Origin of the sequence: Sphingobacterium sp. 1.A.5 (genome assembly GCF_002734235.1) — a bacterium.
Lineage (GTDB): Bacteria > Bacteroidota > Bacteroidia > Sphingobacteriales > Sphingobacteriaceae > Sphingobacterium > Sphingobacterium daejeonense.
The window spans coordinates 129128-141841 of the sequence record NZ_PEBA01000056.1 but is presented as its reverse complement, the minus strand read 5'-3'; the positions used below and the strand labels follow the sequence as shown (position 1 = coordinate 141841).

10 protein-coding genes and 1 pseudogene are annotated in these 12714 nt (G+C 37.0%); 5 read left to right on the top strand and 6 right to left on the bottom strand.

Going from position 1 to position 12714, the window contains the following annotated elements; genetic code table 11:
* Positions 1 to 21 precede the first annotated feature (21 nt).
* The 4 genes and pseudogenes from CRT24_RS16400 to CRT24_RS16380 all read left to right on the top strand — a co-directional run bounded on the left by CRT24_RS16400 (position 22) and on the right by CRT24_RS16380 (position 6770).
* Positions 22 to 3183 (top strand): efflux RND transporter permease subunit, encoded by a 3162-nt coding sequence (locus CRT24_RS16400; RefSeq protein ID WP_099372260.1) that lies wholly within the window; start codon positions 22 to 24, stop codon positions 3181 to 3183.
* Positions 3184 to 3188: 5 nt separating this feature from the next.
* A complete protein-coding gene (locus CRT24_RS16395; RefSeq protein ID WP_099372259.1) occupies positions 3189 to 4655 on the top strand; it encodes an efflux transporter outer membrane subunit in 1467 nt (488 codons plus the stop codon).
* A 319-nt stretch (positions 4656 to 4974) separates the two neighbouring features.
* Positions 4975 to 5715, top strand: a pseudogene (locus CRT24_RS21295) (sulfite exporter TauE/SafE family protein).
* A 539-nt stretch (positions 5716 to 6254) separates the two neighbouring features.
* Positions 6255 to 6770: a thioredoxin family protein gene (locus CRT24_RS16380; protein WP_099372257.1), complete on the top strand. Its 516-nt coding sequence runs from the start codon at positions 6255 to 6257 to the stop codon at positions 6768 to 6770.
* Positions 6771 to 6827: 57 nt separating this feature from the next.
* On the opposite strand, the gene CRT24_RS16375 is transcribed toward CRT24_RS16380, so the two are convergent.
* The 3 genes from CRT24_RS16375 to CRT24_RS16365 all read right to left on the bottom strand — a co-directional run bounded on the left by CRT24_RS16375 (position 6828) and on the right by CRT24_RS16365 (position 8654).
* A complete protein-coding gene (locus tag CRT24_RS16375) occupies positions 6828 to 7226 on the bottom strand; it encodes a group III truncated hemoglobin (protein ID WP_099372256.1) in 399 nt (132 codons plus the stop codon).
* A gap of 23 nt (positions 7227 to 7249) precedes the next feature.
* Positions 7250 to 7684 carry an Rrf2 family transcriptional regulator gene (locus CRT24_RS16370; protein WP_099372255.1) on the bottom strand — a complete coding sequence of 145 codons (435 nt, stop codon included), beginning with the start codon at positions 7682 to 7684 and terminating at the stop codon, positions 7250 to 7252.
* 73 nt (positions 7685 to 7757) lie between these two features.
* Entirely contained in the window at positions 7758 to 8654 is an 897-nt protein-coding gene (locus CRT24_RS16365; RefSeq protein ID WP_099372254.1) for a serine hydrolase, read from the bottom strand.
* A 45-nt stretch (positions 8655 to 8699) separates the two neighbouring features.
* Between CRT24_RS16365 and CRT24_RS16360 the strand changes: the two genes are divergently transcribed.
* A complete protein-coding gene (locus tag CRT24_RS16360) occupies positions 8700 to 9269 on the top strand; it encodes a DUF1543 domain-containing protein (protein WP_099372253.1) in 570 nt (189 codons plus the stop codon).
* Positions 9270 to 9278: 9 nt separating this feature from the next.
* Here CRT24_RS16360 and CRT24_RS16355 read toward each other — a convergent pair whose 3' ends face one another.
* From CRT24_RS16355 to CRT24_RS16345, 3 genes are all read right to left on the bottom strand, one after another.
* A complete protein-coding gene (locus CRT24_RS16355; protein ID WP_099372252.1) occupies positions 9279 to 9929 on the bottom strand; it encodes an NAD(P)-dependent oxidoreductase in 651 nt (216 codons plus the stop codon).
* A gap of 108 nt (positions 9930 to 10037) precedes the next feature.
* A complete protein-coding gene (locus CRT24_RS16350) occupies positions 10038 to 10742 on the bottom strand; it encodes a carboxypeptidase-like regulatory domain-containing protein (protein ID WP_180269158.1) in 705 nt (234 codons plus the stop codon).
* Between the two features lie 2 nt (positions 10743 to 10744).
* Positions 10745 to 12709, bottom strand: a complete 1965-nt coding sequence (locus CRT24_RS16345; RefSeq protein ID WP_099372354.1) for a M1 family metallopeptidase — start codon at positions 12707 to 12709, stop codon at positions 10745 to 10747.
* Positions 12710 to 12714 lie beyond the last annotated feature (5 nt).

The window sequence follows — 12714 nt, the reverse complement described above, 5'->3', positions numbered from 1 at the left end:
GCTAAATCCTAACTTTTCTATATGCTTAAAACATTCGTAAGTCGTCCCGTTTTAGCTACCGTTGTTTCTATTATATTGGTGATTCTGGGTTTGGTAGGAATGAAACTACTTCCAGTAACCAGGTTCCCGGAAATTGCACCACCCAGTGTTGTGGTATCCTTAAGTTACCCTGGTGCGACCGCAGAAACTGTAGCCTCCTCTGTATTGTTGCCTATTGAAGAGGCAATCAATGGGGTGGAGAACATGACGTATATTAGGTCTACAGCATCCAATTCAGGATCTGGTAGTGTAACTGTATATTTTAAAACAGGAACAAATCCAGATGTAGCATCTGTAAATGTTCAGACGAGGATATCTAAAGCAATATCAGCTATTCCAGCAGAGGTAAACGAAGCTGGTATTACCACTATGCCTAGGCAGAGTGGTGTTATCATGACCATCAATATCTTTTCAAATCAGAAAGATTCGGTTTATGATGAAACATTCCTACAAGCCTTTGCCCAAATTAACTTAATGCGTCCTTTATTACGTGTTGATGGTGTGGCTCAGGTTTCTAGGTTGGGTGCTCGTGATTATGCGATGCGGGTATGGTTAAATCCAGAAAAACTGGCTTTATATAATTTGGTGCCTAAGGATATATCTGATGCCATCAAGGATCAAAACTTTGAGATTGCTCCGGGTAAATTTGGTGAGACTTCTGACGAAGCTTTCGAAACGGTGATTAAACACAAGGGTAGGTTCAGCCAACCAGAGGAATTCCAAAATATTGTAATCAAGACCAATAAAGATGGTTCGGTACTCTACTTGAAGGATGTCGCCCGGGTTGAGTTTGGTGCGACAAACTTGAACTCGGATAACAAAGTCGATGGAAAACCAGGACTTACCTTAAACTTGACCCAAACCAGTGGATCCAACGCCCATGATATTGACGTTGCTGTTCGAAAGGTTTTGGAAGAACAAAAGAGATATTTCCCTAAGGGGATTGATTATGATATTACCTATTCAGTACGGGATCAGATTGATCAATCTATTGACCAGGTAAAACATACCTTATTCGAAGCATTTATTTTAGTATTTATCATTGTATTTATTTTCCTTCAGGATTTTAGATCCACATTGATTCCTGCTATTGCCATTCCGGTGTCCTTGATAGGTACATTTTTTTTCCTTTCGTTGTTTGGGTTCTCGTTGAATGTCTTGACGATGTTTGCCCTGGTGCTCGCTATTGGTATTGTGGTCGATGATGCGATTGTCGTCGTCGAGGCCATACACCATAAAATGCATGCAACCGGTCAAAAACCTAGACAAGCTACCTTATCAACGATGTCAGAAATTACTGGAGCTATTCTTTCCATTACGATGGTTATGGCTGCGGTATTCTTACCGGTAGGATTTATGGAAGGACCAGCGGGTATTTTCTATCGACAGTTTGCTTATACCTTGGCTACAGCAATTTTGATTTCAGCGTTAAATGCCTTGACTTTAAGTCCTGCATTATGTGCCTTGCTATTAAAACCACCTCATGATGAGAAAGAGGTTGGTAAAAAGAAAAATAAGTTCAATACCTATAAGGATAGATTTTTTACGGCTTTCAATACTTCGTTTGATAGGTTTACAGATAAATATATTATCGGAGTTAAGAAATTAATCAAGAACCAAAAAGTTGCATGGGCAGGATTGGCTGTTATTACGGCAATTGGAGCATTCTTAATGATGAAATCTCCAAAGTCCTTTATTCCAACGGAAGATGATGGATTTGTGACTTACAATATTGCGATGCCTGCTGGTGCTTCATTGGCTAGGACAACTGAAGTACTGAAGAAAGCGGATAGTATCTTAAGAAGGCATAAAGACATCGAGGGAATGACTTCGGTATCGGGATATAATGCTTTGGATCAAAGTTCAAGTCCGGCTTTTGCTGCAGGATATATTACGATGGTTCCACATGCTGACCGTAAGGAAATCAAAAATATCCAGGATTTTATGGATACGGTTAGAAATGATCTTTCCCAATTGCATGAAGCTACATTTACCGTTTTTCCAAGGCCAACTGTTCAAGGTTTCGGTGATTTTGCCGGGATAGAGATGGTACTACAGGATCGATTAGGTGGTGATATTCGTGATTTCAATGTGTTGGCAGATACTTTTATCAACCAATTGAATGAACTTCCAGAAATTGGAAATGCTTATACGAGTTTTAAATCGACTTTTCCACAATATGAAGTCAATATTGATGTCGTAAAAGCTAAGTCGTTGGGTGTGAGTATCAATAGCTTGATGTCAACCATACGTTTATACTTTGCAAGGGTACAGGCATCCGATTTCAGTAGGTTTGGTAGACAATATCGTGTTTATGTGCAATCAGATTTTGATTTCCGTACAGACCCAGAATCATTCAGTTCAATTTTTGTAAGGAATGATGCTGGTAAAATGGTTCCAATTAACACAATCGTCACCTTGAATAAGATTGTAGGACCAGAAACTATTACAAGGTACAATTTGTACAATGCCATTGTTGTAAATGCAGAACCAGCAAAAGGATACAGTACCGGAGATGCCATGGCTGCCATTGAACAATTTGCTGAAGAAAAGCTGCCGGGGAATATCGGTTATGAATGGACAGGTATGAGTTTGGAAGAGAGCCAATCCGGTTCTCAGACCGTATTGATCTTCGCATTGAGTATCTTATTTGTTTACTTTTTGCTTGCCGCACAGTATGAAAGTTATATCCTTCCATGGGCGGTATTATTATCCATTCCGGTGGGATTGATTGGAGTATATGCGACCATTGGTTTGGTTGGACTTCAAAACAATATTTACGTGCAGGTCGGATTGATCATGCTTATTGGTCTCTTGGCAAAGAATGCAATTTTGATTGTAGAGTTTGCCGTGCAGGAGCGTGATAAAGGACTGAGTATAGTGGATGCTGCCATCAATGGAGCGAAGTTAAGGTTACGTCCGATTTTGATGACCAGTTTAGCCTTTGTAGCCGGATTGATTCCGTTGATGTGGACAGTAGGTCCTTCAGCAATCGGTAACCATTCAATCAGTTTTAGCGCTGCTGGTGGTATGTTGTTCGGAGTAACTTTTGGTATTTTCATAATACCAGTGCTTTTCGTTGTATTTAAAACCTTAGACGAAAAAGTGCGCAATAAAATTAGAACTGAAGAAGAAGAAGAATAAAATTCATGAATAAGAAATCAATATTAAGGGTTTTAATCGGTTGTTTATGTGCGGCATTCTTTATGGTGCAGGGCTGTAAAGTTGGACAGAAATACCAACAACCTGATTTGAACATGCCTGAGAAATTTAGAGGCGATACCTTGGCTTACTTTGGAGATACTTCAAGTATAAGTCAAATATCTTGGAAAGAATTCTTCCATGATCCTACATTAAAGGATTTAATAGACTCAGCGCTTGCGAATAATTATGATATGCAAACCGCTTTAAAGAACATAGAAATTGCAAATAAATGGGTTAGGCAAAATAAATGGAACTATTTTCCAGAAGTTGATGCAACAATTGCCAGTGCCAATAAGCAATATCGTTCAAAAGAGTTTGGTTCTGGACCATCCACAAGATGGTACGACAGAAAAGGTACAAAAGCGCCAGAAAACATGTTTACCTATCTCTCTCAGTTTGGAACTGAAATTGGATTCAGCTGGGAAATCGATATCTGGGGTAAGATTGGAAATGCAAGAGAGCAATTAACAGCTGAATATTTGAATACCCAAGAAGCAAAGAATGCAATTCAAACTAATCTGATTGCTAGTGTTGCCAAAGGTTATTTTAATCTATTAATGCTGGATGCAAAAATCGAAGTTGCAAAACGAAACGTCCTTTTGAATGACAGTACATTGCAAATGATCAAACTGCAGTATGAGGCTGGAGAAATCACGGCATTGGCAATCCAACAGACAGAGTCTCAAAGATTGATTGCTGCTTCCCTAGTTCCTGAACTGGAAAAGGAAATTGTGCTGCAGGAGAATGCTTTAAGGATTTTGATCGGAGAAATGCCTGACTCGGTTAGCAGAGGTACAAGTTTTGAGCACCTTTTTGCAGAAAACAAAGATATTTCATTGGGCTCTCCATTAGAAATAATTAGAAATAGACCTGATGTAAGAGGAGCAGAGTGGGGATTAGTAGCTGCTAATGCAAATGCAAATATTAAGCAAGCTATGAGATACCCTTCATTATCGTTAGAAGGTGTTTTCGGAGTCAATTCTATGCTTCCAAAAAATTGGTTCTCCATTCCAGGATCTTTATTGGGTGGAATTGGTGGTAGTTTGACAGCTCCAATCTTTAAAAACAAAACATTGAAAACAGAGTGGGAGGTTGCTAAACTAGAAAGAGATAAAGCAGAAATCGAATTTCAAAAGACTGTTCTTGAAGCCGTAAGTGAAGTTTCCGATGCGGTTGTAACGGTTGAAAAATTGAGAGAGCAGTTAGAATTTGCAAGATTGAGAGTCGAAAACTCTGAAAAAGCGGTAAGAAATGCCAGTCTATTGTTTAAAGGTGGGTATGCTACTTATTTGGAAGTTATCACTGCCCAAGGGAATGCCCTTGACTCTGACCTTGCATTAGTAGAATTAAGACAAGAACACCTTGAATCCTATGTGGATTTATATAGATCCCTAGGTGGAGGATGGAGATAAAAGATTAACACAACAAACAGACTTCACAGTATCATTATGATACATTTCCATCGTTCTTAACTTTATCCGAAAAAGTAAAGAACAAAAATGAATGGGTCGGTCTTCGAAAGAATTCCGACTCATTTGCTTTTAGATTATTAGATGTGAGATGTGAGATATGAGATGTGAGATGGAAAGTTCTTATGTCTAATGTCTTTTGTCTTATGTCTTAAGACTTAAGTCTAAAGTTTAGTGTCTATTCCTTATCTTTACCGAACCAAACCAGTAATCATTTACTGCGAAAAACATTATTAACAATTAACCTGAATACCATTTATAAATGGAGAAATATTTTATTTTTTTAGTCTTAGCGTTGATAACGGAAATTATCGGGACTGTTTCAGGTTTCGGGTCATCTATTCTGTTTGTACCGACGGCTTCTTTGTTCTTTGATTTTAAAGCTGTATTAGGAATAACAGCAGTTTTTCATGTGTTCAGCAATATCTCGAAAATTACCTTATTTCGAAAGGGGATCAATAAAAATATCGCTATCAAATTAGGAATACCGGCTGTATTGTTCGTGATCATTGGCGCATTATTAACGAAATATGTGCCTGTAAAGTAGATGGAATTGGGAATGAATATTTTAATAGCTTGTTTAGCGATATTCCTGCTCTTCAGATTTAATAAGCCATTGAAGCAAACGAGCCAAAACCTGTATTTAGGTGGTGCAATTTCTGGATTCTTTGCCGGTCTTGTAGGGACGGGTGGAGCCATTAGGGGAATCACATTGGCGGCTTTTAATTTACCCAAAGATATTTTTATTGCAACCTCTGCATTGATTGATCTTGGTGTAGACCTTAGCAGGGCTGTAATTTATGTTTCTCAAGGCTATTTTCCCAAGGAATATATAAGTTTGATCCCTTTTTTGATCATTGTCAGTATTCTTGGTAGTTATCTGGGCAAAATAATATTAAAATATACCTCAGAGAAAGTCTTTAAATACATTGTGTTGGGAGTAGTTATCCTAACGTCAATATTTCAATTTATCAATTACTTCTCAAGTTCAGCCAGTACTTAATTACCTCAAGTTAGGTCTACTCGTTAAAGGAGAAAAAGACCACGGAATTGAACTGAGGATAATCAATGTGATCCAGATATATCTTTTCCAAAGGTATCTGAACCCATTTTTATTTATTTTAGATTTAACAGTTAGGGTGAAAACATTGATCAACAGCACAGCTAAGGTCATCATGGACATATGTTCCAGACCAAAAAAACGAAGCTGTCTATTTTTAACTCCGGACGCAATATCGGACCAAAACCCAGTAACCAACGGACTATTCAAATATAAAAGCCATCCTAATACAAATTGGATATTATAGATAAAAGTAAAAACTATCACAAGTTGGTAGTGTTTGATCTGGAAGATTGTATTGTTGCGTTGGTTAATGTAGAGCCAAATCAATTGAGAAACGAGCGCAAATAATACAGCCCAACGATAATAGGAATGGAAAATCAAAAAATAATGGTACACAGTTTTCGCTTAAGTAAAATGATGCTAAAATTACATACGAATATGTAAATTAGTAGCGTTTTACCATTGGAAAATTTGATTACATGAAGAAATTGACTTTAATATTAGGAATCGCTTTAACAGTATTATTTACAACTACTAATTCGGAGACTTTTGCGCAGACAAAAAAGCCCAATCCAGAATTAGATAGCCTTGCAAAACCCTATCATCCTGAAGCTGACGCGCAAAAAGATATCGATAGTTTAGTGGTATTGGCACAAAAAGAAAACAAAAACATTATCGTGCAAGCTGGTGGTAATTGGTGTATTTGGTGCTTAAGATTCAATAACTATATCCACGAAAACAAAAAAATTGCAGGTCTATTGAATGATAACTTCGTTTATTATCACCTTAACTTTTCCCCTGAAAACAAAAACGAAGCTGTATTCAATAAGTATGCCCCTGGTAAAGGACAAGAATACGGATATCCATTCTTTATAGTATTAGATAAAAATGGCAAAGTCCTAACTACACGTGAAAGCGGAAATCTAGAAGCAGGCAAAGGATATGACGAAACAAAAGTCTTCGCATTTTTTAATGAATGGTTGCCAAAAAAATAAAATGTTTTAAATGAGAAAAGCAGTGTAGATTCACTGCTTTTTATATTTTTTGAGGTTTTAAATTAAAGGCTTTAGATTATTGCTTTGATAATAATCAATCTTGTGCTGAAACATTTCAGCCATTCTAGATCCTTGCCATTTTGCGCGGTCTGCTTTTTCACCTTGAAAATAATGATCAACAGTTTCAGAAAATAATCCTATCCAATGGTCGAAATGTTCCTTGCTGACCGGTAATTTTGCATGCGGTGGAAAAGGACTTCCGTAATAGGTGTGTTGCTCCAAAAGAACAGTTTGCCAAAATCTATACATTTTCTCTAAATGCTCTGGCCATCTGTCTTGAATTACCCCATTGAAAATCGGACCTAATAATTCATCTTCACGAATGCGGTCATAAAAATTATTTACAATCAATTTTATGTCCTCTATATTCTCTATATCCCTTTTATTGCTCTCCATATCATTAATTGTTAATTTTTCTTTTACCTAACCAAAATACTATCACCTGAAATAAGTCCTATTGCTAAATCATGGACTGTACTATTTTCAAGCATTGTCTTTAAATCAGTTCTGATCTGCACAAAGCTATGGTGCATAGGACAAGGTTTGGATGCATTGCATTCTTTTAAACCTAATGCACAACCTGTAAAAATCTTATCTCCATCAACAGCTTTAACGATATCTGCCAAGGTGGTATTTTGGATTTGCAAATAGTCCATTTCGAAACCGCCAAATGGTCCTTTGATGGAATGAAGGATTTTATGTTTCGTCAATAATCCTAGCACCTTGGCTGTAAAGGCTTCTGGTGTGCCTGTGTGTTCTGCAACAGCACCGATCTTCACTCTATTGCCATCCATAGACTGCGTAGCAATATAGATGATAGCTTTTATCCCGTGTTCACAAGCTTTAGAAAACATATTCTGATTTATTTAATGTAAAGATACGGACAATTTTTAATTTAAGACAATGTTGTCTTAAATTGGTTAATGATTAGTTGATTCTAGGATATGGCATATAATCATCTTCATAATGATTCCAAATGATGTTTGCTATTTTTCGGGTCAGATTTTCGGCTTCATTTTCTTTCGTCCAGCTTCTATCTTTATTGTTCTTAGTAAGGATGGTAAACACAAAATCTCCGTGGGGAGCATTAACCAATACTATTTCTCCACGTGCATCATCCAATGATCCTGTCTTACTAATCGTATTGATTATCGCTGGAAATTGTGATAGTGACCGTTCATTATAGAATTGGTTCTTTAAAAATCTATACATTTTATCGGAATGCTCAGGCGATACGACTTTTCCTTCTCGGATCAATTCGAAAAGTTTAGACATTTCTCTTGGCGTCGTTTGTCCCCAACCATATTTTTTCCATATTTCTTCTCTACCTGGAGTTCGAGAGTTGACTTTCGTGTTTTTTAACCCCAATTCATCCAATATGGGATTGATAGTCTGACCGCCGCCTGCAAGCTCCTGACACCAAATGGAAGTGACATTGTCACTATAACTCAACATCAGACCGATTAATGTTGCTAAATCAGTTTCGGTGCTATCCTTGAAAAATTGCATTAAACCAGATCCGCCGTATGCTCTAGAATCCCGGTATAGAAATTTTTGATCCAATCTTAGTTCGCCATTTTTTATCTTTTGGAATACACCTACCAACAATGGAACTTTTACTATACTGGCGGTAGGAAATATACTATCGGCATGGATTGCAACCTCTTTGTTTTTCTTGAGATGTTTTACATATACCCCGATGTCTCCCTGAAAACCTTCAATTGCTTGATTTATTTTTCGTTCTAGACTTTTATCTGTTTTCTGGGCATTTACGTTTGAGATAATTAATAAAAATATAATGCTAAGGCTAAGTAGTTTTTTCATAGATAAAATTTATTTTTATTGTAAATCGAATTTAAGAAATAAAGGATGGAAAATTCTGATCATAAGGATTTATTTATGGTTGTGATCGGTGGAAAACCTGAAGGAAGGTTTACCGAGCAGCACGATGTGTTTTTTGGAATAGGAGATGGGCTCAAGGATTTAGTACCAAGCATGTATGAGTTTTGGCCAGCATTAGAGGGTCGAATGCATATAGATTCTTGGAGAAAGATAAGCCAAATAGGAGATTATAAAATTCAGATTATTCCACTAAGCAATCAAAGACAGCGTATAGAGAAAAGATTGTACTTTGTTAATTTGGGCGGTTACAAACCAAATGATATGGAAGAATACCATTATAAACAAGTGGTTGTAGCAGGAAGTCTTGCAGAAGCAACAAAGTTAGCTAAGGAATCTGTTTTTTGGAAGCATCATGAATCTTCGCATATTGATGATAAATATGGAATTGACGTAGATGATATCTATGAAGTTTCAGATCTTTTGAGTCCAAAATTCAAAGAAAATTATCAGATTGACATCATTGAAAACCCAGGAATAAAAGAAGATTCGTTAGAAGTGGGGTATTTAAAAATAACTAAGTTATTGTCAGAAAAGTAAAAAGCAGGATTAATATCCTGCTGTAAATCTTTTTTGTACAAATTTGTTATTTTCAATTTCATCAACCACGGCAACAGCTAAGTCTTCGACTGATATTCTAGAACGACCTTCATGATCGAAAACGGGATGGTCTGTTCCTGTTCTATATTTACCTGTTCTTGTACCAGAGGTTGAAGGGTTCATTTCAATTGAAGGGCTAAAAAATGTCCAATCTAATTCATCTTCTCTTTGAATTACTTCATAAAAATCAGCTGCGGCCAATGCTCCAGGTTTAAATTCTTTAGGAAAGTCAGCACCATCAACGATACGTTGGTCATCTTTATCCAATAGGCTGCCAGCTCCACCGACAACGAGAAACCTCCTGATATCAGCCTCTTTCACCGCTTCTAAAATATGTCTTGAACCTTCTGTGAAATCATCGTATAGGTTAGGATTTGTCCAGCCAGCATTATATGCAGAGATAACAGCATCAGAACCTTTGATAGCACTAGCTACTCTGTTTGGTTCATTGATGTCCATTTGTACAGCAATGACATTGGGTTTATCCTTAATAGAATCTACATCTCTTGCAATAGCAGTTACTTCAATGTTTCGGTTTAAAAGTTCGTTTAATATGTGTGAGCCTACAAATCCTGTTGCTCCAACCAATGCTACCTTCATGAATTAAAGTTTAAATGAAAAAAAACAGTTTAGAAATATCGACATTACATCTAATTTCTAATCTGTTTAAAATACAATTTTATATTAAAATTGTTTAACTAGAATTTTTTACTGCTTCAGTGATTCACCTTTATTTTGCTTGAATTTAGCGTATGAATCCATGATATAAGCTGTCAAATCTTCTTTTGAAGCTTGTTTGATAAACTCATAACTTGGCCGATATCCATCCTTAAAAAGTAACAATTCTTGTTTTTCCATCGGTATCAATGAAAGTATCAAATCATCCGTAAATACGCGGTTTACATTTCGCTGTTCTCTTTCCAATTTCAAGATTTCAATTGACGATCGAGCTTGTTTAGCCTCTTTTCCGAATAAACGAGAAGGGGAGATTCTCAATCCACCTTTAGTAGAGCTGGTTTCTACTGCTTTACTATTGTTGATTGCTCTTTCTATTTCTCTCGTCAATCGACTATCTGTAATTCTCGAAACCACCACTTCATCGATGGTAATTGTACTTTTGTCGTTTACCAAATAAATTCTGTTGACACCTTCTTGATAGATAAAAGCAGTATCACGGTCATACCCTTGGACCATCAGACTTAAGTAATCATTCAGCTGGCCAGGAATGGTGAAATTCCCTTGCATATCTGTTTTTACTTCTTGATTGGTCCTTAGGTTTTTGATTTGAACGTCCGGCAATTTCTTGCTGGTTTCCAAATCATAAACTATTCCCTTAATCTCTTGGCCTAAAGAAATAGTTATGCTGCTGAAAAGCAACATAACCATTAAAAATATATTCTTATTTAAATTCATATTTATTTTGATGTCCATACATTATTATCTGGATTGATGTCCGGATAAACATTGTCTGGATCTATTTTAACGCTTGTAAGCTTCTCGGTAGTATTCAATGCAAACTTCCAGGTTGCATTTCTTTCCCAAACTTCTACAGGCAATTTTTTGCGTACTTTTTTGCCACTTGCTGTTGTTGCTTCAATAACTACAGGCATTGCCATTTTCTGAAGATTGGCAATTGTAATTACTGAACCTTTTGTAGGATCTAGTTCTGTATAACTAACATCGGTAATTGCTTGATCCAAGGACCAGTTGTTCAAAAACCAACCTCTCCAAAACCAATTAAGACTCTCTCCGGTTTCATTTTCAATTGTTCTGAAGAAATCATCTGGAGTAGGGTGTTTGTATGCCCAATAGTCTATATATTTTCTAAAAGCAGCATCGAAACGCTCAGGACCCAATACCTCATCTCTTAATAAGCGAAGCGCAAATCCTGGTTTATAATATGCTAATAGACCAATGTTTCTTTCTTTCATACCTTGTGGCGTAGTCAAGATAGGTTCAAGAGCAGGGTGCATTAAGGCTTTGGCCATGGCATTGCGATCGCCCATTCTTCTGAAGTACTCACCATTATTGAAAGCCTCAGTAGAAAGGTCATTGATAAAGGTATTGAAACCTTCATCCATCCATGCATACAAACGTTCATTGGAACCAACAATCATTGGAAACCAAATATGTCCGAATTCATGGTCTGTTACGCCCCATAAACTACCGGCCTTAGCTCTGCTACCACAAAAAACAATAGCAGGATATTCCATACCGCCAACATTTGATGCAACGTTGATCGCTACAGGATAAGGATAGTCCATCCATTTCTTCGAATAATATTCAATGGATGCTTTAGTATATTCCGTTGATCTTTCCCAAGCATTTCCACCATTGCTTTCTTTTGGATAAGCTGAAAGTGCCAAAGCTTTTTTGCCGCTCACTAAATTGATCTGAGCACCATCAATAATAAATGCCTTGGAGGAAGCCCAAGCTACGTCTCTCGCATTTTCTAGCCTATATTTCCAAGTTAATGTGCTTTTATTTGGCCTTGAATTCTTGTTTGTAACTTCATCTTGTGAACGGATGATAACGGTCTTGTCGCTGGATTTAGCTTTATTATATCGGTCTAGTTGTTCTTTAGTCCAAACCTCCTCAGGATTCAACAATTCACCACCCAGTACTACGATATGATTAGCCGGTGCTGTTACTTCAACATTGAAGTCGCCATACTCCATATAAAATTCACCTGGTCCTGTATAAGGTAGTGCATTCCAACCCATTATATCATCATAAACTGATACTTTAGGATACCATTGAGCGATAGCATAAATATCACCATTTTCAGTAGGTAAGATACCAGTACGGTCAGCACCATATTGAGGCACGATATACGAGAAATCCATGCTTAACTCAACTTTTCCTCCTTTTGCTGCCAATGGAGTAGGAAGGTCGATCCGCATTCTTGTATCATTGATACTATACTTCACATCTTTGCCAGCACCTGTGACATTGGAGATAGTATATCCACCATCAAAATCAGAACCTGCATCACCATATCGACTATTAGTCAATGGCACGACAGCTTGACCAATGGATTCTTGGCTGAACATGTTTTGCTCCAATTGAAGCCAAATAAAGCCCAATTCATCAGGACTATTATTCGTATAGTGGATTTTTACAGTACCTTTTACTTCGTGAGTCTTATCGTCCAGACTTACTTTGATATCATAGCTTGCTGCGTTTTGCCAATATTGATGACCTGGTTTTCCAGATGCTGAACGATAAACATTACCATTGTTCTTGTAAAATATTGGACTAAAAGCCTCTTTATAATCATAGACACTTTCGGATTTTTGGGTTTGGGCGAAGGTGCCTTCAGAAATACCTATCTGTGCTAATAATAGACCTAAGGTAATCTTGAAAATAGATTTATTCATACTTT